Raw genomic sequence first — 26,107 nt, forward strand, 5'->3', positions numbered from 1 at the left:
GCGTGCTGAGAAAGAACTGGCGCGCAGATCGAATGAACCGAGTCTACGCGCCAGCTGTCTTACCAGTCTGTGAAGCTATCCGACCAGGGAACGCAGCACGTACTGCAGGATGCCGCCGTTGCGGTAGTAGTCGGCCTCGCCCGGGGTGTCGATGCGCACCACGGCGTCGAACTCGACGACGGGCTTGCCCGCTGCCGAGTGTGCCGTCGGCGTCGCGACGACGTGCACGGTCTTCGGCGTGCTGCCGGCGTTGAGTTCCTCCAGGCCGCTGATCGACACGCTTTCGGTGCCGTCCAGGCCCAGGCTCGACCAGGATTCGCCGGCCGGGAACTGCAGCGGGACCACACCCATGCCGATCAGGTTGGAGCGGTGGATGCGCTCGAAGCTCTCGGTGATGACGGCCTTGACGCCCAGCAGGCTGGTGCCCTTGGCCGCCCAGTCCCGCGACGAGCCGGAACCGTACTCCTTGCCGCCGAAGATCACCAGCGGGGTGCCGGCAGCCTGGTAGTTCTGGCTGGCGTCGTAGATGAACGACTGCGGTGCGTCCGGCTTGGTGAAGTCACGCGTGTAGCCGCCCTCGACGCCGTCCAGCAGCTGGTTGCGCAGCCGGATGTTGGCGAACGTTCCGCGGATCATGATCTCGTGGTTACCGCGGCGCGAGCCGTAGGAGTTGAAGTCGGCACGCTCGACGCCGTGCTCCATCAGGTACGCACCGGCCGGGCTGTCGGCCTTGATGTTGCCGGCCGGGCTGATGTGGTCGGTGGTGACCGAGTCGCCGAGCTTGGCGAGGACCCTGGCATCGACGATGTCGGAGACCGGCGTGGTCTCCAGGGTCATGCCGTCGAAGTACGGGGGCTTCCGCACATAGGTGGACTTGGGGTCCCACTCGAAGACCTCGCTGTCCGGCGTCGGCAGTGCACGCCAGCGCTCGTCGCCCTCGAAGACCTCACCGTATTCCTTGGTGAACATCGCCGTGTCGATCGAGCTGTCAATCGTGGACTGCACCTCGGCGGAGTCCGGCCAGATGTCCTTGAGGAAGACGTCGTTGCCGTCGGTGTCCTTACCGAGGGCGTCGGTGTCGAAATCGAAGTTCATCGAACCGGCCAGGGCGTATGCGATGACCAGCGGCGGGCTGGCCAGGTAGTTCATCTTGACGTCCGGGCTGATCCGGCCCTCGAAGTTGCGGTTTCCGGAGAGCACCGCGGTGACGGCCAGGTCGTTGTCGTTGATCGCGGCCGAAACCTCATCGATCAGCGGTCCGGTGTTGCCGATGCAGACCGTGCAGCCGTAGCCGACGGTGTAGAAGCCCAGGGCCTCGAGGTCGTCGGTGAGGCCGGCCTTCGCGTAGTAGTCCGTGACGACCTTGGAGCCCGGCGCCAGGGTGGTCTTGACCCAGGGCTTGGACTTCAGGCCCTTCTTCACGGCGTTCCGCGCCAGCAGGCCGGCGGCGAGCATGACCGAGGGGTTCGACGTGTTAGTGCAGGAGGTGATGGCCGCGACGGCAACTGCACCGTGGTCCAGCGTGTAGCTCGTGCCGTCGGCCGTGGTGATCGGCACGGGGCTCGACACCGAGACGGGAGCGTGGCTCACGTGCTGGTGGGAGATCTGGTGCGCGCTCTGTTCGTCCTCGGCAGTGAAACCGATGGGGTCAGACGCCGGGAACGACGCCTCGACGGCCGCGTCCACCATGGACAGGTCATGGGTGGCGTAGTTCTGCAGGTCGATCTCGAACTGCGACTTGGCGTTGGTGAGCTCCACCCGGTCCTGCGGACGCTTCGGGCCGGCGATCGACGGTACGACGGTGCCGAGGTCCAGCTCGAGGTACTCGCTGAAGACGGGCTCCTGGGCGGGGTCGTGCCACAGGCCCTGCAGCTTCGAGTACGCCTCGACGAGAGCGACCTGCTCCTCGCTGCGACCGGTGAGGCGCAGGTAGCCGAGGGTGACGTCGTCGATGGGGAACATGGCCGCCGTGGAGCCGAACTCCGGGCTCATGTTGCCGATGGTGGCGCGGTTGGCCAGCGGGACCTGGGCGACGCCCTCGCCGTAGAATTCGACGAATTTACCGACCACGCCGTGGCGGCGCAGGATCTGGGTGATGGTGAGCACCACATCCGTTGCGGTGACGCCGGTGGGGATGGAGCCATTGAGCTTGAAGCCGACGACCTTGGGGATCAGCATCGACACGGGCTGGCCCAGCATGGCCGCCTCGGCCTCGATGCCGCCGACGCCCCAGCCGAGCACGCCCAGGCCGTTGACCATCGTGGTGTGCGAGTCGGTGCCGACGCAGGTGTCGGGGTAGGCGCGCAGGATGCCGTTGACCTCACGGGTGAACGTGACGCGGGCCAGGTACTCGATGTTGACCTGGTGCACGATGCCGGTTCCCGGCGGGACGACCTTGAAGTCGTCGAACGCGGTCTGGCCCCAGCGCAGGAACTGGTAGCGCTCACCGTTGCGCTCGTACTCGATCTCCACGTTGCGCTCGAGGGCGTTCTCGCTGCCGAACAGGTCGGCGATGACCGAGTGGTCGATGACGAGCTCCGCCGGGGCGAGCGGGTTGATCTTGTTGGGGTCGCCGCCGAGGTCGGCGACGGCCTCACGCATGGTGGCGAGGTCGACGATGCACGGCACGCCGGTGAAGTCCTGCATGATCACACGTGCGGGCGTGAACTGGATCTCGGTGTCGGGATCGCTGGTGGGGACCCACGCGCCCAGTGCGCGGATGTGATCCGCGGTGATGTTGGCGCCGTCTTCGGTGCGGAGGAGATTCTCCAGCAGCACCTTGAGGCTGAACGGCAGCTTCTCGAATCCCTTGACGGCGTCCAGGCGAAAGACTTCGTAGTCCGTCGAACCGACGCGCAGGGTGTCCCGAGCTCCAAAACTATTAACAGCAGACACGATGCCCTCTCCTTCGTGGAAACCGACGGGAAACCGTCCGCAATCCTCAATCCTGACTAACTGACGCCGGGTTCTGCCAGCAAGGGTAGCCTTACCGCAAACTATCTTGACGTCGAGATAACTATAGCACCGGCCGTTCGGCGGCGGCGGTGGCCGCGTACACCGAACGCACCATCAGCCAGGAGACCACGAGGAGCGGCGCATACAGAGGGATGCCCATGAGCAGCTTGGTCGCGCCCAACCACTCGACGTTGCCTGAGTAGTACAGGGGAAGCTGCACGGCCAGGCGCAGGATGAACAGTCCGGCCCACATGAAGGTGAGGATCGTCAGGACCCGTCGTTTGGACGGATCGGACCGCCAGGCGAGCTGCTCCCCCATCAGGAACCCGACCGCCACGCCGAGAAGCGGCCAGCCGATGAGGGCGGAAACCAGCAGGGCCGCGCCGTAGACCCCATTGGTCCAGAAACCCGGCAGGTAGTAGTCTTCCGCGCGGCCGGTGAACAGGGCGAGAACGGCGCTGAGGCCGATACCGACGAGTCCGCCGAGGGCCTGGGTGACGGTCTGCTTGCGGGCCAGCCGGAGCACGAAGAAGATCACACCGATGATCACCGGAGCGATCAGGGACGGGATCAGCTCACGGGTGAGGGTGTAGGTGACCAGGAAGACCAGGCCGGGCAGGACGGCCTCGACCAGGCCGCGGATGCCGCCCATCGCCGCCAGCAGCGCGTGGCCACTGATGGGCTCCCCGTCGGCGGCCGGGCTGAACCCGGCGCGTCGGGCGGCCGCGGCCATGCCGTCGGCGAGTGCGCCGGCGGGCTCGGCCGGGGTGCCGGCACTGCCACCATTGCCGGCACTGCCGGGGCCGCTCGTGCCGTCGGTGCCGTGGGACGACTTACGCGGTTCGGGTTCTGGCCCGGAGAGGGAATCCGTCATCAGGTGACTTTCGGTGAGAGCACCTGACAGATCAGGCGCCGGTGGGTTCGGGCTTACCGGCCGGGGTGGCCGGCATCCGCAGTGGAATGAGGTCGCGCGGCGGCATCGGGGCGGAACCGCGAACCACGACGATGCTGCGGAACAGGTCTTCGATCTGCGCTGCGGCTTCCGGGTTGATGGCGCCCTCGCCGGCGATGACGCCGCGGAGGAACCAGCGCGGGCCGTCGACGCCGATGAAGCGGGCCAGCCGAGTGGTCCCGGCGGGACCCTGGCCGGCCGCGACGGGGATCTCGGCGACGAGTTCCGGGCCGAACGGACCTTCACGGGGAGTGGTGGAGCCGCCCTGCTTGGCGATCTGGTCGGCGATCTGGGTGCGGATCTCCTGCCACAGGCCACTGGAGCGCGGCGCGGCGAAGGGCTGAACCTGAAGGGTCGATCCGGCGTAGTCCAGGCCGATGGCGACGACACGCTTGGAGCCCTCTTCGATCTCGAGCCGCAGGTGCAGGCCTTCGCGCGGAAGGATCTTCACGCCGCCGAGGTCGACGTATGGGCGTACCGGGTTCGCCTCGGACTCGTCGAGGGGGCCGTCGACGTCACGGTCGACGGGTGCGGACTTGGCGTGCAGGTCGGGGATCTGCTGCTCGGCTCCGGCGAGCTCGGTGCTGTCCGGGCCGGCCGTTTCGTTGGTGCTCGAGCGCGTGTCGGGATTCACTTTGTCACTCACAGGGTTTCTCCGCTTCGGTGGGCGTCCGTCGGGGCGGACGTTTCGGTGTGGGGGGCGCGGTCTGCCGCAGCGCCCGGCGCGACGCCGGTCGAGCCGAAGCCGCCCTCTCCACGCATACTGCCGGGAAGGCGTTCGACCGGCACGAAGACCGCCCGCGCCACCGGGAGGACGATGAGTTGGGCGATGCGGTCGCCGACGGTGATGGGGAACGGCGTGACCGGGTCGGTGTTGAGCAGGCAGACCTTGACCTCGCCGCGGTAGCCGGCGTCGACGGTTCCCGGCGAGTTCACGACGGTGATGCCGTGCTTGACCGCCAGGCCGCTGCGCGGGACCACGAAGGCCGCGTAGCCGTCCGGCAGCGCTATCGACACACCGGTTCCGACGAGGGCCCGTTCACCGGGAGCCAGGACCAACGCCTCCGAGGCATGCAGGTCGGCTCCGGCGTCACCCGGATGGGCGTAGGTCGGGAGCACGGACGCGGTAATCAGAACTTCGACGCTTTCAGCCACGTGTCGAGGGTAGTGCAGTTATCTGGTCGAATAGACCCATGCCCGATTATCGCGAAAAACTCTGGCCATCCCCGTGGCTCTTCATCATCATCGCGCTTGTGATCCCCGCGAGCCTCCTGGTCTTCCTGCCGATCTCGGTGCTGGCGGGGATCCTGACCGGCGCCGGCCTCTACCTCGGCAGCGCCCTGCTGCTGGTGCTGGCGTCGCCGACGGTTACGGTGTCCGACGGAGTCCTCACCGCCGGCCGGGCGCGCATCGAGACCCGCCTGCTCGGTGAGGCCGTGCCCCTCGAGGGTGCGGACGCCACGCTCGAGCGGGGCCAGAAGCTGGATGCCCGCGCGTGGTTGTTGATCCGCGGTTGGATCGCGCCCGTGGTGCGGATCCCGCTTGTGGACCCCACCGATGCTGCACCGTACTGGCTGGTGTCCAGTCGCCGGCCACAGAAAATGGCCGCCGCGATCAATGGATCGCGACGGCCAGCATCAAGTAACTAAGCGCGCTTAGGCGTCGCACTCCAGGCAGACCGGGCCGAGCTTGGTCTCGTGCGACATCTGCGAACGGTGCTTCACGAGGAAGCACTCCACGCAGGTGAACTCGTCGGCCTGCGGGGGCAGGACGACGACGTCGAGGTCGAGGTCGGACAGATCGGCGCCCGGGAGGTCGAAGCCACCGGGGTTGTCGGAGTCGTCAACATCAACGACACCAGACATCTTGTCGGGTACACGCTCCTTGAGGGCCTCAATCGACTCTGAGTCGTCTTCGGTCTTTCGCGGTGCGTCGTAATCGGTTGCCATGCCCATCCATTTCATTAACGCCGATAAACGAAATCGGCGGCCATAGTTTGCAACAATCCGTGCGGAATAGCAAACCAATCACCAACCTTTCAGGTTGGCAATGGGAGCAACTTGCGGCACGCCCGCAGTATTCCCCGGAAATGACCACATTGCATGGCAAGGTTGGGCCATCAGTAACCGCGAGAGGGCTTTCGCCATGCAGGATTTGAAAGTTATCGGAGTCGAGAACGGCGCGCTGCTTGCAGCGTCAGAGGTGGGTGATCGTTTTCGGATCCCCATCGATGCGGTTCTCCAGTCCCGGCTTCGCCAAACCCAAACGGATGCGTCCGTTCGTCCCAAGTTGTCGCCCCGGGAGGTGCAGGCGCACATCCGTGCCGGCATGTCCGCGGAGGACGTCGCTGCAGTGACCGGTGCGTCGCTGGACTTCGTCAAGCGCTTCGAGGGCCCCGTGGTCGCCGAACGCGAGTACATAGTGTCGAGCGCTTTGAGCGTGCCCGTGCACACCGCGATCGACCCCGATCCCATCGACGAGCAGGCCAACTTCGGCAGCGTCATCCGGGAACGCCTGGCGTCGCTCGGGGCGTCCAACGAACGGTGGGCCAGCTGGAAGGAACCCGGCGCGGGGTGGATCGTCAAGCTCGCCTTCACGGCGGACGACATCGACCACGACGCCCGGTGGGGCTTCGAACCGAAGAAGAACACCCTCTCGCCGATCGGCAGTGAGGCCATAGCGCTCTCCCAGCAGGGTGAGCTCAAGGGCGCCCTGATCCCCCGGCTGCGTGCCGTCGGCGCCGAAACCAGCCTGGCCGACGTGAGCCGGTTCGACAGCGGCGCCTTCACGTTCAAGGAATCCCTCGCCGACGACATCCTCAACGACACGGCTCCGTTGCACGATCCGGTGCCGTACGCCCGCTCGGCCGGAACGACGGAGGCCGTGTCCAAGGCCGCCATCAAGCGTGCGGCCGAACCGCCGCAGAGCCTGAGCGAGACCGCTGACCTGCTCGAGTCGTTGCGCCGCCGCCGCGGCGAGCGTGAGGCGGCCGCCGGGGAGACCGAAACGCCCGTCACACCCGTAGTGGACACCCGCCGCTCCGAGCGGGCCCCGGCCGAGTCCGGGATCCGCCTGGTCGACGACGCTCCCCCGGCCGCCGAGCCGGCCGCCGCCGCGCCCGAGGAAACCCGCAATGTGTGGGCCACTCAGGCCGCGACGGGCCAACCGCGCACCGGTCAGACCGGTCGCCGTGGCCGGGCATCGATGCCCAGCTGGGACGAGATCGTCTTCGGCGCACGCACCGACGACGACCTGGCCTGATCACCGCCTGAGTCATAGGCTGCGGTCGTATGACGCGCGCTTCCCGCTCCGACATCACCCGGCGTCGCCTGGCCAGCCAGGCGCTGACCGGGTCGGTCAGCGATCCCGCGCTGGTCGTCGACCGGCTGCTGGCCGTGCAGGCGCAGGACCTCCGCTGGGCCAAGTGGGCCGTCGCCGTGCGCGCACCCGGATGCACCTCCGCCGACGTCGACAGGCTGATCGATTCCGGCCGCATCGTGCGCTCCTGGCCGATGCGGGGAACCCTGCACCTGGTGCCGGCGCCGGACCTGGCCTGGCTGCTCGGGCTCACCACCCCCAGGCTCTGGGCCGGTGCGGCAACCAGGCGCCGCGACCTGGGCCTGGACGAGGCCACCATCGAACGCTCCCGCACCGTGGCCGAGAATGCCCTCAGCGGTGGGCGGGAGCTCACCAGGGCAGGCTTCCTGGCGTTGCTGGAGAGCCACGGGATCAGCACCGACGGCCAGCGGGGCTATCACCTGATCTGGCACCTCGCCCAGTCGGGAACCCTCTGCTGGGGTCGGCAGCTCGACGCCCAGCAGATGCTGGTGCTGCTGGCGGAATGGGTCCCCCGGCCCCGGCAGCTCGAACGCGACCAGGCACTCGGCGAATACCTGCTGCGATACCTGGCCGGGCACGGGCCGGCTCCCCTGACCGACTTCGCCTGGTGGTCCCAGCTCACCATGACCGACGCCAAGACCGCCCTCGCCGTTGCGGGAGAGCAGCTTGACGCGCTCGACGTCGACGGCGTGCGCCACCTGCTTCCCCAGCGCTCCGACCTCGGCCCGCTTCGCCGCGCCGCGCCGGGGCGTGGTCCGAACGCCGTGCTGGCCCTACCCGCCTTCGACGAATACCTGCTCGGCTACCGGGACCGCAGCTTCGCGATCGAGCCCGAGAAGCTGACCACGGTCGTCCCGGGCAAGAACGGCATTTTCCTCCCGCTCCTGGTGCGCGGCGGACGGGTTTTCGGCACCTGGCGCCGCGACTGGCGGCCCCGGGCGATCACGGTCCAGCCCACGCCCTTCACCGCGCAGAGCACCGAATCCCTCCCGGCCGCCGAGCGTGCCCTGCAGGAATACGCGCGCTTCCTCGGCCGCCCGGTGCAGGTGCTCCCGGCCCCGACGACCGTTCCCGCCGCGCAGTAGCCATCCCGGCCGGGACCGGTGATCCGGCCGGTGGCTCGCGCCTTGTACCCTATGACAGTGCGAATAACGACCAGCTTGCGAGTGTCCAGACGGATCCCGCTGCTGCAGACCCTCAAGACCTCGGTCGCCGTGGTCCTGGCCTGGGTCATCTCGCTGTGGCTCCTGCCCGGCGAGCTGCCCATCTTCGCTGCAATGGCCGCCATCTTCGTCGTTCAGCCCAGCATCAACCAGTCCCTGGGACGGGCCCTGGAACGCAGCCTCGGCGTGGTCGGCGGAGTCTTGGTCGCCCTGGGCATCGGGCTCTTGTTCGGCCAGGACAGCTGGATCGTTCTCGGGGCGATCGTGCTCTGCATCCTGTTGGCCTGGGCTCTGAAGCTGTCCCCGGGTTCGGCCAATCAGATCCCGATCAGCGCGATGCTCGTGCTCGTGTTGGGCGCCGCCACACCGACCTACGCCAGGGACCGCATCATCGAGACCATCCTCGGCGCCGCGATCGCTGTCATCGTCAACGCCTTGATCGTTCCGCCGGTGCTGCTCACGCCCGCACACGACGCGGTGACCCGACTCACCCTCGAGGTGGCCGCGACCTTTGACCGGGTGGCCACCGCGCTGCTGAGCCCGCAGAAATACACCGATCTTGAGAGCCTGATGATCCAGGCCCGACTGCTGCGGCCCATGCTGGCCAAGGCCGAACGGGCCATCAGCCAGGCCGAGGAGAGCCTGACCCTCAATCCCCGCCAGGCAAGGCACCGGGAGGTTCTCGACGCCGACACCGACCTCTATGCCCGCCTCGTCCCCCTGGTCACCAGGGCGCTGGGCATGACGAGGGCGCTGCGGGACCACTACGACGACTCCCTGCACCTCGAGCCCACCGTGCAGGCCTTCGCCATCGAGCTGGAACGGGCCGCGCACGATCTACGGTTGCTCACCGTGCCGTCGGACAGGAAGCCGGCCGACTCGGCGGCTCCGGCGCTCGAGCCCCTCGCCCTGACGGCGCCACTGATGATCATGACCCCGCATCCCCAGCACTGGATCCTGATCGGCGCCCTGATGGAGGACCTGCGACGGGTGCGCGAGGAGATCACCGGCGAGTAGGCTGCCCGCATGTCGAGCAGCCCGGAGCCCGAGCGCCACGCTGCGCCGACGACGGCGATGGCGGCCCGACGGACGGTTCTCTCCACCCGGCGTCTGGAGTCGTACACCGACGGAGTCTTCGCCATTGCCGCCACGCTGCTGGTGCTGAACGTCTCCGTGGACAGCATCGGCGTCGTGACGTCGAATGCCGAGTTCCTGCGGCAGATCAACCTGTTGGCGCCGAGCGTCCTGAACGTGGTCATCAGCTTTCTGCTGCTCAGCCTGCTGTGGCTCATCCACGTACGTCAGTTCGAATTCATCCCCCGCGTGGACACCACCATTATCTGGCTCAACAATTTCCGCCTCCTCGGCGTGGTCCTGGTTCCGTTCACGACGAGCCTCAACGACGAACTCAGCCGGTTCCTGCTGGGCCGCACCCTGCTGCCCCTGAACTTCTTCGTGATCCTGGTCTTCAGCACGTGGCAGTGGTTCCACGCCAGCTCGCCCCGCCGGCGACTCGTGCGGGGCGCCTCGGCCGCCGCGGTCCACAACGCCAGGATGAACAACGTCAGTGCGCTCGCGCAGGCGTTCGCGGTCGTGCTCCTGGCGACGCTGGTCGGCTCCCCCGCGTTCTTCCTGTTCGCCCTTGATCCGCTCATCACCCTGGTGTTGCGCCGCACCGGGGTCCTGCGGGCCACGCCGGACGAAGCGGTGGCCGGCTGAGGCAAGGACCTGCACGCAGGGGCCTCGAGGGCCGCGTCGTCGGTGAGACTGAATTGTGGTGGATGCCCTGCGGCGGGTTCGCGAGGAGATCACCGGCGAGTAGGCTGCCCCGCGCACCGCGCGTACGGTGCTGTCCACCGGGCGCCTACAGCGCCTACACCGACGGCGTATTCGGGCATCGGCGTCGTGCATTCCGACGCCGAGCTTGCCGGTCCTGCGGCGCACGGGAGTGCTGAGGCGCACACCGGACCGCGCGAAAGCCCTCAGGCGGCTGAGGCGGACGTAACGGTGTCGATACGCAAAAACGGGAACCCCACCAGGTGGGATCCCCGTTCTCGCGAAAGAAGTGCTTAGGCCTGGAGGGCGCCCTGCAGTTCGAGGGTGATGGTGACCTTGTCGCCCAGCAGCATGCCGCCGGTCTCGAGGGCCGCGTTGTAGGAGAGACCGAAGTCTGCACGGGCGACCTCGGTCGTGGCCGTGGCGCCGAACTTGTAGTTGCCGTAGGGGTCGCCGCCGAAGCCACCGAACTCGAAGTCGAAGGTGACGGGCTTGGTGACGCCCTTGATGGTGAGGTTGCCGTCGACGAGGTAGTCGCCCTTGACGACGCGCACGCCGGTCGACACGAAGTCGATGGTCGGGTAGGTCTCGGCGTCGAAGAAGTCGCCGGTGCGCAGGTGGCCGTCGCGGTTGGCCTCGTTGGTGTTGATGGACGCGACGACGGCGGACGCTGTGACGCTGGTCTCGAGGGGGTTCTCGGTGGTGACGAAGGTGGCGTTGAAGGTCTCGAACGTGCCCTTGACCTTGCTGATCATGATGTGACGGATGCTGAATCCGACCACGCTGTGGGTGGGGTCGATGGTCCAGGTTCCCGCTTTGTAGCCGGGGATGGTGGTGGTGGTGATGTCGCTCATGGTGCTCCTCAAGTCCGTGGGGGCGGTGGATTCGCTGCCCTCAGGTATATGCAAGCGCATAGGACTACAGGATATTCCATCAATGCCGAGAAAAGATGTGAACGGTTCAGGAACGTCCGTCGTCCCGGACCCGGCGGCGGGGGAACTAGGCTCGGCCTGTCGAAAGGAGCCCACGATGGCAACAGCGTCCACGCCCAGTCCGGCGTCCAGCATTCGAGATCTGGGCATCCGCGATCTGGCCCCGGAGAGCGTTCTCGTTCTCGGCGGCGGTCGCGCGATCCTCCTGCAGCTCGCCAACCCCGCCGTCGGGCACGGCGTCGCCCGGCACAGCGACTTCGCCGCCAGACCGACGAGCCGGCTGAGCGGCACGCTCTCCTACGTGTACGCCGTCACGTGCGGCACACCCATCGACCGGGCCGCAGCTGTGCGCCGGGTCTCCCTGGCCCATCGCCCGGTGCACGGCACCCAGTCCCTGGCCGCCCCGGCGTACAACGCCTTCGATCCGCAGTTGCAGCTCTGGGTGGCCGCCACCCTGTACGAATCAGCGACCCGGGTGCACGAGCTGGTCTACGGACCGCTTCCCGCTGCCGACGCCGAGTCCGTCTACCGGGACTATGGCGTGCTCGGCACGGCGCTGCAGGTGCCGCCCGGACTGTGGCCGGCGGACCGGGCGGCCTTCGCCGCGTATTGGAGCCGCGCAACCTCCCGGCTGGCCACGGACGAGACGACACGGTCGGTGGCCAGGCAACTCCTGCACCCCACGACCGGACCGGTGTGGCTGCGCCTGGCGATGCCGCTGGCGCGCCTGGTCACAACGGGGCTCCTGCAGCCGGCCGAACGAGCTCTCTTCGAGCTGCCCTGGTCCCCCGCTCGCCAGCGCCGGTACAACGCCGTGATCGGCGTCGTCCGCCTGGTCTATCCCCGCCTCCCGGCGCGGCTGCGGCAGGCCCCGATGCGGCACTATCTGCGGGCAGGGCGGGCGCTGGCGGCCGAGGAACGCGCTGCAGCGGAACCGGACGGCACCGCCAGGCCCTGACCGGAGCAGTTGAGCTGCGCGGCACCTCGGGACTCGGCCTGGATGGCGAATTGCCCGCGTTGCGGCGTCTGTTCCGCGTAGCGAGGTCTGCGGGCCAGGCGCCGCTATGCGGGTGGCGCGCCACCCGCATAGCGGCGCGGCACCCGCGCGACAGCATCAGAGTGCCGACAGTGGCCCGCTACGCGGGGCAAGCGCCGCTACGCGGGGCAAGCGCCGATGTGCGGTCCAGCGCGCCGGACGCGCACCCATGCCGGAGCACGGCCACAGCGGTCTAGAAGAAGTCGTCCGGGGTGCCCGCCGCACGGGTGACCGCGACGGTGGACACACCGGCGCCGTCGAGCTTGGCCATCGCGACCCGAAGCCCGGACTCCATCTGGGACGCCCAGACCTCGGTCTCGCGGGCACCGGCCTCGACGGCCGCGAGCTTGGTGAGGGCCTTCTCCTTGTCGGCACGCTCGGTCGCGACCTGCTGGATGCTCAGGGTGACGGCGTAGTACGCCGCCACCATCGAGGCGATCGGCGTGGCGATGACGGCGAGGGCGATGATGCTCTCGTTGGAGACGTTCACGAAGATCATGAAGATGAAGGCGATCGTCAGGACGGCGATTCCCACGAGCACCACCAACGCCGCCCGCTGCGGCGGTCCAGTCCTGAGATCGGAGAGCAGGGTGCGGCTGCGGGCCTTGGCCCGGGTCGGGGCCGGGGCCTCTGCGGGGTCCCCCGGCCCGTCGCCTGTCGGTCCGTCGCCTGCCGGCTGACTACCCGGCATCGGCAGGCGTTCGGTCGTGGTCGAGGTGTCGAGGGGGAACGTGCGGTCGAACGGGTCATAGCTCTGATCAGTCATGGTCACTCCGTGGGTGGGTTTCGGTAGCCCGGGTGATGTCTCAAGGCTTTGTCGTTGAGGGGCGTGTCGTTGAGGGGGTTGTCGTTGCGGAATCTGTTTTTGCGGATTCTGTCGTCGAGGGTAGCGCGTCCCCCGGCAGGAAGACGCGTTTGTAGCTGCGGCCATCCGCCAGCTCGACGGTGCGGCTGATCAGCTTACCCTTGCTCACCTGCAGATACACCGCCTGCACGCTGACGCCGAGCAGTCCGGCCGCCTCGGCCACCGAGTGCCCGGGCAGGTCGGTCGGAACGCTGCTGGGCCGCGCGCTGCGCTTGCGGCCGGCATCCAGGCGGGCGGCGATGTCGTCGTCGGTGCCCTGCCAGCGCCACTTGGCCGCGGTGGGCTTGAGCCCGGCCGCATCCGCGATCTCCGGCCAGCCCGCCCCGCCTGCCAGGGCATCGCGGACGCTCGCCAGGGCGGCGGGATCGGCATCGAGGTGGTGCAACGCGGCGCGGATGGCGCGCATCCGCTCCAGCGGCGGCGCCGACGCGTCGGCGTCCAGCGCTGCCAGCCGGGCCAGAGCGGCCGCCGTCTGCGGGGATAGGAAATGGCCCATTGGTCCTCCTCGATGGTCAGTGGTACTGGTCAGTGGTACTGGCAAGTGGAGCTGACGAGTTGATGGAGCTAGGCGAGCACCGCGATCGAGTGCGGCGGCAACAACACCCGGCCGGCGTCGAGCCGGGGTGCCGCATCGGCGTTGTCGGCAAAGGCGAGCTGGACGCCCTGCGCCGTGACCGGAACGGACTGTGCACTCGTGGAGAGGTTGATCACGATCTCGGTCTCGCCGCGGGACAGCCGCAGCCAGCCGTCCGCTTCGTCGTAGGCTACCGCGACCCGAGCGAACCGTGGATCGGTCAGGTCGGCGAGGCGGCGGCGGAGAGCCGCGAGGTCACGGTAGAACGCCAGGAGACGAGCGGAGTCGCCTCGCTCTGGCTCGGACCAGTCCAGTTTGGACCGCTCGAACGTGCCCGGGTCCTGGGGGTCGGGCACCACGGCCGGGTCCCAGCCCATGCGGGCGAACTCGCCGATGCGGCCTTCTGCGGTGGCCAGGCCGAGTTCGGGCTCTGGATGCGAGGTGAAGAACTGCCACGGTGTGCGCGCGCCCCACTCCTCGCCCATGAACAGCATCGGGGTGAACGGGCCGAGCAGGGTCAGCGCGGCGGCGATGCCGAGCTGGCCGGTGTCGAGCTGGGCGCTGAGCCTGTCGCCGATGGCCCGGTTGCCGATCTGGTCGTGGTTCTGCGATGCGACGACGAGGCGCCAGGCGGGCATCCGTTCGATGTCGACCGGACGGCCGTGCTGGCGGCCGCGGAAGGTGGACAGGGTGCCGTCGTGGAAGAACCCGCGGGTGAGCACCTTCGCCAGGGCGCCGAGAGGCGCGAAGTCGGCGTAGTACCCCACGGTCTCGCCGGTGAGGGCGACGTGCACGGCGTGGTGGAAGTCGTCGCTCCACTGGGCGTCGAGTCCGTACCCGTTCGCTTCACGGGGGGTGATCAGCTTGGGGTCGTTGAGGTCGGATTCGGCGATGAGGGTGAGCGGGCGCCCGACGTGGGCGCTGAGCACCGCGACCTCACCGGCGAGCTGTTCGAGCAGGTGCACGGCGGAGTGGTCCTTGAGGGCGTGCACGGCGTCCAGGCGCAGGCCGTCGACGTGGTAGTCGCGCAGCCACATCAGCGCGCTGTCGATGATGTACCGGCGCACCTCGTCGGAGTCCTGGCCGTCAAGGTTGACCGAGGCGCCCCAGGTGTTGCCCTCGGCGTCGCTGAGATAGGGGCCGAAGTTGGGCAGGTAGTTGCCGCTGGGGCCCAGGTGGTTGTGCACCACGTCCTGGATGACGCCGATGCCGGCCGCGTGGCAGGCGTCGACGAAGCGCTGGTACGCGGCCGGGCCGCCGTAGCCCTCGTGCACGGCGTACCAGAGCACGCCGTCATAGCCCCAGTTGTGCGTGCCGTTGAAGCCGTTCACCGGCAGCAGCTCGACGAAGTCCACACCGAGCGACACGAGGTGGTCGAGCCGTCCGGCCGCGGCCTCGAGGGTGCCCTCGGGGGTGAACGTGCCGATGTGCAGCTCGTAGATGGTGGCGCCGGCGAGCTGGCGGCCGGTCCAGGCGCCGTCCTGCCAGGAGTGCGCGGCCGGGTCGAAGGTGCGGGAGAGTTCGTGCACGCCGTGCGGCTGGCGGCGGGACCGCGGGTCGGGGAACGGGCCGGCGCCGTCCACCAGGAAGCCGTAGTCGACACCGTCGGGGGCGCCGGGAAGGCTGCCGTGCCACCAGCCCGCGTCGTCGCGGGTCATCGGCGCGGTGGTGTCGCCGGCGGCCAGCCGGACGGTCTCGGCGCCCGGCGCCCACACGTCGATCGGGACGGTGGTGTTGGCGGGGTTGGCTGTCGTCACGGGGTGGCCTCCTCGGTAGCGGCGGATGCGGCGGCGGGGATCAGCAGCGCGACCGGGTAGCGAGACAGCAGGTCGGCCAGGCGCACCTGGCCGCCGGCGAAGCGGGCGCCGGTGAGCGCATCCTGCCAGTCGTGCCCGGCGAGCATGATCGTGGTGTCGCCCCAGCCGGTGCGGGCCAGCGCGACGGGCAGCCGGGTGGCCACGGTCACGGCGCCGCCGCGATCGTACGCCACCACTTGCGCGGCGGCCGGGCCGAACGCCTCGACGGGTGCGTGCCTGCCGAACAGCTCAGGCCGGTCGCGCCGGAGGCGCAGGGCGCTCGTAGTGACCAGCAGTTTGGCGGCGCCGGTCTCGTCGATCGGGGGCAGCCAGCCCGCGCTGACGCGGTCCAGGTAGTCCCGTCGCACTGTGTAGTCGACCGGGCGGCGGTTGTCGGGGTCGACGAGTGACATCTCCCAGAGTTCGCTGCCCTGGTAGACGTCGGGTACGCCTGGCGCAGTGAGCTGGATGAGCTTGAGGGAGAGCGAGTTGCTCCAGCCGGCCTGCTTCACCCGGTCCACGAAGGAGGTGACGATGCGGGCCAGGGGCCCGTCAACGGCGAGGTCGCGAACCAGCGCGCGCATCCGGTTTTCGAAGTCCTCGTTCGGCGCGGTCCAGGTGGTGGAGAGGTTCGCTTCCCTGGACGCCTTCTCGGCGTAGCCGATGAGACGGTCGGTGGAGGCGGGCCAGGAGCCCACGATGACCTGCCAGAGCAGGTTTTCGAACGGGGCGTCGCCGAGCGGAGCCAGGGCACGCAGCTCGGCGAGCACGCCGGCCCACTCGTCCGGGATCTCGGCGAGTACCGAGATGCGGGCTCGCACGTCTTCGCCGCGCTTGGTGTCGTGGGTCGACAGCGTGGTCTGGGAGGCGGGCGCCACGGCCAACCGCGTCTGCTGGCGGCGGTGGAACTCGTCGACCGACACCGCGAACTCGCTCGGGTCCGCGCCGACCTCGTTGAGGGAGGTGAGCCGGCTGTAGCGGTAATAGGCGGTGTCTTCGACACCCTTGGCCATCACCATCCCCGAGGTCTGCTGGAAGCGCACCGCCGCGGGGTGTGCGGGGTCGGTGAGGTACGGCAGGAGCGCGGTGATGGTGGCGTCGAGGTCGGGGCGGCGCTGCCGGGCCAGCCGCACGGCGGTATCGAGCTCGTGACGGCCGACGGGCAGGTAGGAGCGGTAGACCGGGAACCAGGCGATCAGTTCGGCGAGGGCGTCCGCGGCATCGGGCACCTCGGGGATCAGGCGGTCGAGTCGGCGCACCTCACTCTGCAGGATGCCGTCGGCGATGGCCCGTTTGCCGGTGTAGACCAGTTCGGTCCAGGAGACGGCGCCGCCCTGCAGGGTGGCCTCCAGGGCGTCCAGGGCGTCCTGACCGGCGGGGTCGACGAGGACCCTGTCGAAGTCGGCGAGGGCGTCATAACCTGTGGTGCCGTCGGTCGACCAGCTGCTGGGCAGCTGTTCGCGGCCCTCCAGGATCTTCTCCACCAACAGGTAGCCGTCGGGCATGGCAGCGTGCAGCCTGTCGAGATAGCCGGCCGGGTCGGCGAGGCCGTCCGGGTGGTCGACCCGCAGGCCCTGCACCTGACCGGTCTGCACCCAGCGCAGGATCTCGCGGTGGGATTCGTCGAAGACCCACGGCACCTCGACGCGCACGCCGGCGAGGGTGTTCACCGCGAAGAAGCGGCGGTAGTTCAGGTCGGTGTCCGCGCGGCGCCAGCTGACCAGTTCGTAGTGCTGCCGGTCGTGCACCACGGCGGCGGCGGCGCCGTCGTCCGCGGTGCCTGGGGCGATCGGGAACCTGTTGTCGTAGTAGTGCAGCTCGTCGCCCACCACGGTGAGCTGGTCGAGCTCGGTGGCGCCGTCGCCGAGCACCGGCAGCAGCAGCCGCCCGTTGCCCGCGGGCCAGTCCACGTCGAAGGCCTCGGCATAGCGCGAACCCTGCCCGCCTCGGAGCAGGTCCCACCACCAGGCGTTGCTGTGCGGCGTCTGGACGCCCACGTGGTTGGGCACGATGTCCACCAGGATGCCGCGACCGGCCGCGGCCACTCGCTCCGACAAGCGGGCGAGGGCCTCCGGGCCGCCGCGGGCCGGGTCGATGCTGCCGTGGTCGATCACGTCGTAGCCGTGGTCGGAACCCTCCTCAGCCGTGAGCAGCGGCGAGAGGTAGAGCCAGTCGGCGCCGAGCCGGTTGACGTAGTCGAGCACGCCCGCCGCCGCATCCAGATCGAAGGCCGACGTGATCTGCAGGCGATAGGTGGATACCGGGATGCTCATATCGGTTACGCGTGTCCTTCGGTCGAGGAATACGGGTCCGGCAGCACCGGCAGGGTCAGGGTCGACGTCGGCGGCGACGGGTGGCTCGCCAGCGACGCGGCGACGGAGTGATCCGGAGCTACCTCGGGGAGGTGGTACTCGCGCAGCACGACGAGCGAGCGGCCCATCACGGTGTGGGTGGCGCCGGCGGGTCGGGGCTCCGAGTCGGCGCCCTCTCCCCCGGTGTCGATCACGATCTCCCAGGCGGGCGAGTACTCCTCGCTCGGCAGGGTGAATTCGACGTCTTCGGCGTCAGCGTTGAACAGCAGGATGAAGTTCACGTCGGTGACCTCACGGCCGCGGGAGTCGCGTTCCCGGATGCCCTGGCCGTTCAGGAACATGCTCACGGTGCGCGAGCGGCTCTCGTCCCAGTCCTCGGCCCGCATCTCCTGGCCGTCGGTGTTCAGCCAGACGATATCGGCCAGCGGGTCGCCCTCGGCGCGGGTGCCGGGGTGGCCGTCGAAGAACCGGCTGCGGCGGAAGGTGGGGTGTTCCTTGCGCAGGCGCACGACGGCGGAGGTGAACTCGATCAGCGGCTGGTCCGCCTCGTCCCAGTGGATCCAGCTCAGTTCGGAGTCCTGGGCGTAGGTGTTGTTGTTGCCGTGCTGGGTGCGGCCGAGTTCGTCGCCGTGCAGGATCATCGGGACACCCTGGGAGAGCAGCATCGTGGCGATGAAGTTGCGCTGCTGGCGGCCGCGCAGGCTCCGGATGGTGTCGTCGTCGGTGGGTCCCTCCACGCCGGCGTTCCAGGAGCGGTTGTGGCTTTCGCCGTCGTTGTTGTCCTCGCCGTTGGCGTCGTTGTGCTTCTCGTTGTACGACACCAGGTCGTTGAGGGTGAAGCCGTCGTGCGCGGTGACGAAGTTGATCGACGCGACGGGGCGGCGGCCGGAGTGCTCGTACAGGTCGGCGGAGCCGGAGATGCGGGAGGCGAATTCGCCCAGGGTGGACGGTTCGCCGCGCCAGAAGTCGCGCACGGTGTCGCGGTACTTGCCGTTCCATTCCGTCCACTGCGGCGGGAAGTTGCCCACCTGGTAACCGCCGGGGCCGACATCCCAGGGCTCGGCGATCAGCTTGACCTGGGAGACGATGGGGTCCTGCTGCACGAGCTCGAAGAAGGTGGACAGCTTGTCGACGTCGTACAGGTCGCGGGCCAGGGCGCTGGCCAGGTCGAAGCGGAAACCGTCGACGTGCATCTCGATGGCCCAGTAGCGCAGCGAGTCCATGATCAGCTGCAGCGAGTGCGGGTGGCGCACGTTGAGCGTGTTGCCGGTGCCGGTGTAGTCCATGTAGTAGCGGCCGTCGTCGTCCATCAGCCGGTAGTAGGCGGCGTTGTCGATGCCCTTGAACGAGATGGTCGGGCCCAGGTGGTTGCCCTCGGCGGTGTGGTTGTAGACCACGTCGAGGATGACCTCGATGCCGGCGGCGTGCAGGTTCTTGACCATGCCCTTGAACTCCTGCACCTGCTGGCCGAGGTCACCGCTGGAGGAGTAGGCGTTGTGCGGGGCGAAGAAGCCGATGGTGTTGTAGCCCCAGTAGTTGCTGAGGCCCTGGTCCTGCAGGGTGGAGTCGTTGACGAACTGGTGCACCGGCATCAGCTCGATCGCGGTGACGCCGAGCTTTTGCAGGTGCTCGATGACCGACGGATGCGCGACGGCCGCGTAGGTGCCGCGCTGGGATTCCGGCACCTCCTGCTGCAGCTGCGTGAGGCCCTTGACGTGGGCCTCGTAGATGACCGACTCGCTGTACGGGGTGCGCGGGGAGCGGTCGCCGGTCCAGTCGAAGAACGGGTTGACGACGACGCCGAGCATCATGTGCGGGGCGGAGTCCTCGTCGTTGCGGGAGTCGGGGTCGCCGAAGTTGTACGAGAACAGTGCCTGGTCCCAGTCCATGACGCCGCAGGTGGCCTTGGCGTACGGGTCGAGCAGCAGCTTGTTGGGGTTGGCGCGCTTGCCCTCGCTGGGGTTGTACTCGCCGTGCACCCGGTAGCCGTAGCGCTGCCCCGGCTGCACCTCCGGCAGGTAGCAGTGCCAGACGAAGGCGCTGGACTCCCGCACTTCGATGGGGGTTTCGGCGCCGTTCTCGTCGAACAGGCAGAGCTCCACGCGCTCGGCGGCCTCACTGAACAGAGCGAAGTTGGTGCCGCTTCCGTCATAGGTTGCGCCAAGCGGGTAGGCAGATCCGGGCCAGGTTTCCACGGTGTACTCCTCGAGGAAGGTGATAACGAAAGGATGAAGGTGGGTGGTTTGCCCGAGCCGGGCCCACGTGTTTACGCTACCCCGTCCGGGGCACGCGAAACTCCCGTCAGGCCATGATTTCGTGTACCAGGGGGGCCACCTCGGTGCCGTAGAGCTCGATACTGGTCATCAGCTTCTCGTGCGAGAGGGTGCCCAGGCTGTACTTGAGGTCGAAACGGGACAGCGAGAGTCCCGTGGCCATTTTGGCGATCTTGGTGGCGACGGTCTGCGGGGAGCCCACGAACAGGGCTCCGTCGGGGCCGGCATCCTGCTCGAACCGGGCCCTGGTGGCCGGGCCCCAACCGCGCTCGCGGCCGATCCGGTCCTGCATGGCGCGGTAGTGCGGCCACATCTCCTCGCGCGCCTGCTCGTCGGTCGCGGCGATGTAGCCGGGTGAGTGTTCGCCGATGGGTTGCGGGTCCTTGCCGAACTGGTCGAGGGCACGGTGGTAGAGGTCGGTGAACTGCGCGAAGGCGAGGGGCTCCCCACCGATGATGGCGAGCATCAACGGCAGCCCGTAGTGGGCGGCACGCACCACGGACTGCGGGCTGCCGCCGACGCCGATCCAGGTGCGGATGGAGCCTGACTCGGTCGGCGGGAACACCCGCTGCTCGGTCAGGGCGCCGCGGGTGCTGCCAGACCAGGTCACCGGCGCTTCCTTGAGTAATTCGGCGAACAGCTCCAGCTTTTCTTCGAACAGCTGCTCGTAGTCGCTGAGGTCCAGGCCGAACAGGGGGAAGGACTCGGTGAACGAACCACGGCCGAGGATGACCTCCGCGCGGCCGTTGGAGACGGCGTCGAGGGTGGCGAAACGCTGGAACACGCGCACGGGGTCGTCGGAGCTCAGCACGGTGACGGCGGAGCCGAGCTTGATGGTGCTGGTCTGCCCGGCGATGGCGGCCAGCACCACCTCGGGCGCGGAGACGGCGAAGTCCTCGCGGTGGTGTTCGCCGATGCCGAAGAAGCTCAGGCCCACCTGGTCGGCGAGCACGGCCTCGGCGACGACGTTGCGCAGCACCTGGGCGTGGCTGAGCAGGCTGCCGTCCGCGGCGTAGGTGACGTCGCCGAACGTGTCGAGACCCAGTTCCAGTGTCGGTGCCATGTGTGGTGCGCCCTTCCGATCAGTTTGTATGCATACGCATACTAGGGCCCAACCGGACGGGACACCGGTCTATTCCGGTGTGTCAGTCGGTGTCGCCGGAGATCACGGCCGGCAGGATGTTGTGATTGCGCCGGAGCAGGTTCTGCGGGTCGTACTCGCGCTTGAGGACCGCCAGGCGTTCCAGCTTGGTCGCGCCATAGACCTGCTGCGCCTGCTGCACGGGGTCGGCGTCGCGTTCCTCGCCGAGGAAGTTCAGGTACCGGCCGCCGGAGCCGAGCGGTTCCATCTCCGCGCCGAAGTCGCGGATGAAGGCCGTCCGCGACAGATCGTCGTCGGGTTCGGCCCAGAATCCGTAGATGTTCAGCCAGTACCGGGCGGCGCGGCTCGGGAACGGCGTCGCATCCTCCGGCACACGGCCAAAGGCGCCGCCCAGGTGGTGGATGTCGAAGCCTGTGCCGATCCAGGTCTGCTCGGTGCCCCTGCGGATCAGGGCGGCGATCACGTCGGTGTCCAGGCTCTCGAAGGAGGTGTTTCGCCAATAGCCGCGCACTCCCTTGGGGAAGATCGCGTCGACGGAGGACTGCCAGGCCGGCCAGCTGACGGGCTCGGTGGCCTCCATCGCGGGCGGCGCCGCGCGGCGCAGCCTGTCGACGATCTGCTCCGCCCGTGCGGTGTCGTCGGTCGCCCAGGCGAACCCCAGCAGCAGGAGGGGTTCGGAGCCGAGCCCCATCAGTGGCGGCGGCACCGTGAAGGTCAGCACGCTGGTCAGTTCGTCCGGCAGGTCCCTGGTCCACACCTCGTAGGCGTGCAGGGCGGACTCCCACTGGGGCATCGGATAGACGAAGGTGCCGGTGAACGGCAGTGCGGGGATCGGGTGCGCCCGGAAGGTGAACTCGGTGACGACACCGAAATTCCCGCCGCCGCCCCGAAGCCCCCAGAACAACTCGGGGTTCTCGGTCGCGCTCGCCGTGACGATGCTCCCGGCCACGGTCACCACCTCGGCCGAGAGGAGGTTGTCGATGGTGAGCCCGTGAGCCCGGGTGAGCCATCCCACCCCACCGCCCAGGGTCAGACCCGCGATGCCGGTGTTCGAGACCACCCCGACCGGAACGGCGAGGTTGGCTCCTTCAGTGGCGCGGTCGACCTGCGCGAGACTCGCTCCGGCCGCCACGCTCACCGTGCGGGCCTGGGCGTCCACCTCGACACTGTTGAGTGCGGAGAGGTCGAGGACCAGGCCGTCGTCGACGGTACCGTTGCCGGCGACGTTGTGGCCGCCGCCGCGCACGGCGAGCGGCAGCCCCTGTTCGGAGGCCAGGGCGAGCGTGGGGGCGATGTCGGCGACCGAGCCGGCCCGTACTATGGCGATCGGCCGCCGGTCGATCATGCCGTTCCAGACCCGCCTGGCGTCGTCGTAGCGGGGATCGGCGCTATCGATCAGCTCGCCCGAGATGCTGGTGCGCAGCCGGGAGAGCAGGGAACGGTGGGTGGCGTGCGGGTCGGACGGGGAGTTCATCGGGCTTCCTCCGTTGTATCGGCGTTGGATCGGCGACGGTTCAGCAGCGCCGGCCTGCCCCCGGTTCCGGCGTCCGCGTCCATGACAGCACCCTCAGCGCCCGACGGCAACGCCCGTCGTGATCTCGGTCACCTGCCCGGCGTCGACCGCCCAGTGCCGATCGAGACGCACGGTGGCCAGCATCCGCCGGTCGTGGGTGACCAGCAGCAGGGTGCCCGTGTAGGACTCGAGGGCCTGCTCCAGCTGTTCGATCGCGGCGAGGTCGAGGTGGTTGGTGGGTTCGTCGAGCACCAGGAGGTTTACGCCGGTGGCCTGCAGCAGGGCGAGACCGGCGCGGGTGCGTTCACCGGGTGAGAGGGCGTCGGCGGGCCGGCTGACGTGGTCAGCGGTGAGGCCGAACTTGGCGAGCAGGGTGCGGATCTCGCCGGCGGCCAGATCGGGCAACCGCTCCTCGAAGATGGCCACCAGGGTCTGCCCGCCGGTGACGCTGGCCCTGGCCTGGTCGATCTCGCCGATGGCGACGCTCGCGCCCAGGCTCGCCGAGCCGGAGTCGGCCGCACGGCGGCCCAGCAGGGCGCGCAGCAGCGTGGTCTTGCCGGCCCCGTTGGGTCCGGTGATGCCGATGCGCTCCCCCGCGTTGACCTGCAGGGAGACCGGACCGAAAACGAAGTCGCCCTGGTGGATGATCGCTTCGTTCAGGATCGAGACCACGCTGCTCGAGCGCGGCGCGGCGCCGATGGTGAACTCGAGCTGCCATTCCTTGCGCGGTTCGTCGACCTCGTCGAGACGGCTGATCCGGCTTTCCATCTGGCGTACCTTCTGCGCCTGCTTCTCGCTGGATTCGGCGGCCGCCTTGCGGCGGATCTTGTCGTTGTCAGGGGACTTCTTCATGGCGTTGCGCACACCCTGGCTGGACCACTCCCGCTGGGTCCTGGCGCGGCCGACCAGGTCGGCCTTTTTGTCGGCGAACTCGTCGTAGTCGGCACGTTTCTGGGCTCTGGCCGTCTCGCGCTCCTCCAGGTAGGACTGGTAGCCGCCGCCGAAGACCCGGTTGGCGCCCTGGGCGAGGTCGAGTTCCAGGATCTTGGTGACCGAACGGGCCAGGAACTCCCGGTCGTGGCTGACCAGCACGACTCCGCCGCGGAGGCCCGTGACGAAGCCTTCGAGGCGTTCGAGCCCGTCGAGGTCGAGGTCGTTGGTGGGCTCGTCGAGCAGCACGATGTCGAACCTGGACAGCAGCAGAGCGGCCAGCCCCACCCGGGCGGCCTGGCCGCCGGAGAGCGAGGTCATCAGCGCATCCGCGGCCACGTCGGCGTCGAGGGTGAGACCGAGGTCGTACAGCACGGCGGGGAGCCTGTCGTCGAGGTCGGCCGCACCGCTGGCCAGCCAACGGTCCAGCGCCACCGAGTAGACATCCGCCGGGTCCGCCCCGCCCGGTGCGGCAGGTTCGGCCAGGGCAGTGGCAGCGGCGTCCATCTCCCTGGTCGCCTGGGCGCAGCCCGTGCGCCGACCGATGTACTCCGCCACGGTCTCCCCCGGCACACGTTCGTGTTCCTGGGGCAACCAGCCGACGAAGGCATCCGCCGGTGACAGTGCCACCGAGCCGCCCTGCGGCTCGTCGAGGCCGGCGAGCAGGCGCAGCAGGGTGGACTTGCCCGCACCGTTCACGCCGACGACACCGACGACGTCGCCGGGTGCGACGGTGAGGTCGAGGGAGTCGAACAGTGTGCGGTGGGCGTAGCCACCGGCCAGGGCCTTGGCGACGAGTGTTGCGGTCATGGGTCCAGTTTCCCATCTGGACGGCCTCGTATCCGGACGGCCTCCCGTTTGAACGGCGCCGGTGTCGCGAAGCGTCATCGTCCGGCAGCGGCGCGGCGGCTGCGCCTACGCTGGCCACATGACGCCTCGCCCCGACAAACATGTGCCGCAGACCCTCGCCGCGTTCAGCCAGGCCGTGCATGCCGGCAACGCCATCGACTCGGGAACGGGCGCGGTGCGCACCCCGATCGTGATGGCTAACTCCTATGCGCTGCCGGAGGATCCGTCGTCGATCAGCTGGTCGGGCACCGAGGTGCCGCTCTACACGCGCAACAGCGGGGTCAACCAGCTGGGCCTGCAGCAGAAGCTGGCCCTGCTCGACCGGGGCGAGGACGCCGTCACCCTGGCCAGCGGCGTGGCCGCCCTGCACGCCGTGTTCTTCACGTTCCTCCGCACGGGAGACCACGTGGTGGTGTCCGACGTCGCCTATGAGGCCACCTTCATACTGTTCAGGGAGCTGTTGCCCGAGAAGTACGGCATCCTGGCGACCTTCGTCGACACCAGCGACCCGGCCGCGGTGGCGGCGGCGATCAGGCCGGAGACCCGGCTGGTGCACGTCGAGGCCATCGCCAACCCCACGACCAGGGTCACCGACATCGCCGCCGTGGCGGCCGTCACCCGTGCGGCCGGCGTGCTCCTGTCGGTGGACTCGACGTTCACCCCGCCGCCGGTGCTGCGCCCCCTCGAGCTCGGGGCTGACCTGGTGGTGCATTCCCTCACGAAATACATCAACGGCCACGGCGACGCCATGGGCGGTGCCGTCATCGGCTCACGCGGGCTGATCCAGCGCATCAAGTCGGAGGCGATGGTCGACGTGGGCGGGGTGATCAGTCCGTTCAACGCCTGGCTGATCATGCGCGGCTCGGTCACCCTGCCGTTGCGGATCCGCCAGCACACCGAGTCCGCCCAACGGGTGGCTGAGTTCCTCGACGCCGATCCCCGGGTGGCGTACGTGGCCTACCCCGGCCTGCCCGGCCACCCCCAGCACGACGCGGCAGTCCGGCAGTTCCCGCACGGGTTCGGCGGGATGCTCGCCTTCGCGATTGACGGAGACCCCGCGACGCAGAACCGGTTCGTCGCTGCGCTGCGGATGATCACCTCAGCGGTCTCGCTCGGCCACGACGAGAGCCTCATCGTGCACGTATCCGGCGCCGGGCCACGGGCCGCCTACTACCCGGAGGAATTCCGGCGGCTCGGCCATCTGCGCCTCTCGGTGGGCCTGGAAGACGCCGACGACCTGATCGGTGACCTCTCGGCCGCCCTCGACGAGACCTTCGCCTGACGCGCCCGGCGCACCGACGACTCCGTCACGTCAGTCGACGGCGTCCAGGTACAGCCACGCGCCGGTCACCTTCTCGAATCGGCTGATTTCGTGCTGCTGAGCCCGCCGGCCGTCCTGGCGCGAGTGTGCGGTGAATTCCACGATGCCCGTGGTGTCGAACAGAGCGCCCCTCTCGGTCCGGTCGATGTCGAGACGCATCCACCGCACCGACGGGTCCAGCTCAACGGCGTCGGGCCGGGTGCGGGGATGCCAGGTGCGCAGGAGATAGCCGTCGTCGCCGACCACGAAGGCCGAATAGCGTGATCGCATGAGTTGCTCGGCCGTTGCGGCGCGGGTGTCGCCCCGGTGCAGGCGCCCGCAGCAGTCGTCGTAGCCGTTGCCGCTGCCGCACGGACACCGCACGGGAGCGGCCGGGAACGAGTCTGATCGGGCTGCGGGTTCTGTAGGAGGCACACAGC

General features: G+C 68.9%; 22 protein-coding genes. 7 read left to right on the top strand and 15 right to left on the bottom strand.

The genetic code is table 11. The features are described from left to right. Positions 1–75 precede the first annotated feature (75 nt). From acnA to dut, 4 genes are all read right to left on the bottom strand, one after another. Positions 76–2,895: an aconitate hydratase AcnA gene (gene acnA, locus CXY76_RS16540; protein ID WP_104166460.1), complete on the bottom strand. Its 2,820-nt coding sequence runs from the start codon at positions 2,893–2,895 to the stop codon at positions 76–78. Positions 2,896–3,016: 121 nt separating this feature from the next. Further along, positions 3,017–3,829: a DUF3159 domain-containing protein gene (locus tag CXY76_RS16545; protein WP_104166462.1), complete on the bottom strand. Its 813-nt coding sequence runs from the start codon at positions 3,827–3,829 to the stop codon at positions 3,017–3,019. Between the two features lie 31 nt (positions 3,830–3,860). Further along, on the bottom strand, positions 3,861–4,463 hold the full coding sequence (locus CXY76_RS16550) for a DUF3710 domain-containing protein (protein WP_104167337.1): 603 nt from the start codon (positions 4,461–4,463) through the stop codon (positions 3,861–3,863). Between the two features lie 86 nt (positions 4,464–4,549). Then, a complete protein-coding gene (gene dut / locus CXY76_RS16555; protein WP_104166464.1) occupies positions 4,550–5,062 on the bottom strand; it encodes a dUTP diphosphatase in 513 nt (170 codons plus the stop codon). Positions 5,063–5,100: 38 nt separating this feature from the next. Here dut and CXY76_RS16560 point away from each other — a divergent pair, with 38 nt between their 5' ends. After that, positions 5,101–5,556: a DUF3093 domain-containing protein gene (locus tag CXY76_RS16560; protein ID WP_104166466.1), complete on the top strand. Its 456-nt coding sequence runs from the start codon at positions 5,101–5,103 to the stop codon at positions 5,554–5,556. 6 nt (positions 5,557–5,562) lie between these two features. On the opposite strand, the gene CXY76_RS16565 is transcribed toward CXY76_RS16560, so the two are convergent. Further along, positions 5,563–5,856 carry a DUF4193 domain-containing protein gene (locus CXY76_RS16565; protein WP_066599570.1) on the bottom strand — a complete coding sequence of 98 codons (294 nt, stop codon included), beginning with the start codon at positions 5,854–5,856 and terminating at the stop codon, positions 5,563–5,565. A 196-nt stretch (positions 5,857–6,052) separates the two neighbouring features. On the opposite strand from CXY76_RS16565, the gene sepH reads away from it, so the two are divergent. Genes sepH through CXY76_RS16585 form a run of 4 tightly spaced genes read left to right on the top strand, consistent with a single transcriptional unit; the run spans position 6,053 to position 10,128 of the window. Continuing rightward, positions 6,053–7,168 carry a septation protein SepH gene (gene sepH / locus CXY76_RS16570; RefSeq protein WP_104166468.1) on the top strand — a complete coding sequence of 372 codons (1,116 nt, stop codon included), beginning with the start codon at positions 6,053–6,055 and terminating at the stop codon, positions 7,166–7,168. Between the two features lie 29 nt (positions 7,169–7,197). Then, the gene (locus tag CXY76_RS16575) at positions 7,198–8,331 is read left to right on the top strand and encodes a winged helix DNA-binding domain-containing protein (RefSeq protein WP_104166470.1); all 1,134 of its coding nucleotides are present in this window, start codon (positions 7,198–7,200) and stop codon (positions 8,329–8,331) included. A gap of 51 nt (positions 8,332–8,382) precedes the next feature. Continuing rightward, positions 8,383–9,426, top strand: coding sequence for an aromatic acid exporter family protein (locus CXY76_RS16580; protein WP_369826168.1), 1,044 nt, complete (start codon positions 8,383–8,385; stop codon positions 9,424–9,426). A gap of 9 nt (positions 9,427–9,435) precedes the next feature. Further along, positions 9,436–10,128: a TMEM175 family protein gene (locus CXY76_RS16585; protein ID WP_104166472.1), complete on the top strand. Its 693-nt coding sequence runs from the start codon at positions 9,436–9,438 to the stop codon at positions 10,126–10,128. A gap of 350 nt (positions 10,129–10,478) precedes the next feature. Here the strand turns inward: CXY76_RS16585 and CXY76_RS16590 are convergent, their stop codons facing one another. Beyond that, complete coding sequence (locus CXY76_RS16590) at positions 10,479–11,039, bottom strand: YceI family protein (RefSeq protein WP_104166474.1); 561 nt, start codon at positions 11,037–11,039, stop codon at positions 10,479–10,481. Positions 11,040–11,214: 175 nt separating this feature from the next. Between CXY76_RS16590 and CXY76_RS16595 the strand changes: the two genes are divergently transcribed. After that, complete coding sequence (locus tag CXY76_RS16595) at positions 11,215–12,075, top strand: oxygenase MpaB family protein (RefSeq protein WP_104166476.1); 861 nt, start codon at positions 11,215–11,217, stop codon at positions 12,073–12,075. Positions 12,076–12,346: 271 nt separating this feature from the next. Here CXY76_RS16595 and CXY76_RS16600 read toward each other — a convergent pair whose 3' ends face one another. The 8 genes from CXY76_RS16600 to CXY76_RS16635 all read right to left on the bottom strand — a co-directional run bounded on the left by CXY76_RS16600 (position 12,347) and on the right by CXY76_RS16635 (position 24,328). Continuing rightward, positions 12,347–12,919, bottom strand: coding sequence for a hypothetical protein (locus CXY76_RS16600; protein ID WP_104166478.1), 573 nt, complete (start codon positions 12,917–12,919; stop codon positions 12,347–12,349). A 40-nt stretch (positions 12,920–12,959) separates the two neighbouring features. Beyond that, the gene (locus tag CXY76_RS16605) at positions 12,960–13,514 is read right to left on the bottom strand and encodes a hypothetical protein (protein ID WP_104166480.1); all 555 of its coding nucleotides are present in this window, start codon (positions 13,512–13,514) and stop codon (positions 12,960–12,962) included. Positions 13,515–13,582: 68 nt separating this feature from the next. Next, on the bottom strand, positions 13,583–15,349 hold the full coding sequence (gene treZ, locus CXY76_RS16610) for a malto-oligosyltrehalose trehalohydrolase (protein WP_104166482.1): 1,767 nt from the start codon (positions 15,347–15,349) through the stop codon (positions 13,583–13,585). After that, a complete protein-coding gene (treY, locus tag CXY76_RS16615) occupies positions 15,346–17,661 on the bottom strand; it encodes a malto-oligosyltrehalose synthase (RefSeq protein ID WP_104166484.1) in 2,316 nt (771 codons plus the stop codon). The genes treZ and treY overlap by 4 nt, the downstream gene beginning before the upstream one ends. A gap of 5 nt (positions 17,662–17,666) precedes the next feature. Then, positions 17,667–19,895, bottom strand: coding sequence for a glycogen debranching protein GlgX (gene glgX, locus CXY76_RS16620; RefSeq protein ID WP_104166486.1), 2,229 nt, complete (start codon positions 19,893–19,895; stop codon positions 17,667–17,669). Between the two features lie 106 nt (positions 19,896–20,001). Next, positions 20,002–21,036: an LLM class flavin-dependent oxidoreductase gene (locus CXY76_RS16625; protein WP_104166488.1), complete on the bottom strand. Its 1,035-nt coding sequence runs from the start codon at positions 21,034–21,036 to the stop codon at positions 20,002–20,004. Between the two features lie 82 nt (positions 21,037–21,118). Further along, a complete protein-coding gene (locus CXY76_RS16630) occupies positions 21,119–22,549 on the bottom strand; it encodes an FAD-binding oxidoreductase (RefSeq protein WP_104166490.1) in 1,431 nt (476 codons plus the stop codon). A gap of 93 nt (positions 22,550–22,642) precedes the next feature. After that, the gene (locus CXY76_RS16635) at positions 22,643–24,328 is read right to left on the bottom strand and encodes an ABC-F family ATP-binding cassette domain-containing protein (protein ID WP_104166492.1); all 1,686 of its coding nucleotides are present in this window, start codon (positions 24,326–24,328) and stop codon (positions 22,643–22,645) included. Between the two features lie 118 nt (positions 24,329–24,446). Here CXY76_RS16635 and CXY76_RS16640 point away from each other — a divergent pair, with 118 nt between their 5' ends. Next, positions 24,447–25,649: a PLP-dependent aspartate aminotransferase family protein gene (locus CXY76_RS16640; protein WP_104166494.1), complete on the top strand. Its 1,203-nt coding sequence runs from the start codon at positions 24,447–24,449 to the stop codon at positions 25,647–25,649. 30 nt (positions 25,650–25,679) lie between these two features. Here the strand turns inward: CXY76_RS16640 and CXY76_RS16645 are convergent, their stop codons facing one another. Next, positions 25,680–26,102 carry a YchJ family protein gene (locus tag CXY76_RS16645; protein ID WP_104166496.1) on the bottom strand — a complete coding sequence of 141 codons (423 nt, stop codon included), beginning with the start codon at positions 26,100–26,102 and terminating at the stop codon, positions 25,680–25,682. Between the last annotated feature and the right edge of the window lie 5 nt (positions 26,103–26,107).

This window comes from Cryobacterium sp. N22 (assembly GCF_002929555.1).
Taxonomy (GTDB): Bacteria; Actinomycetota; Actinomycetes; order Actinomycetales; family Microbacteriaceae; genus Cryobacterium.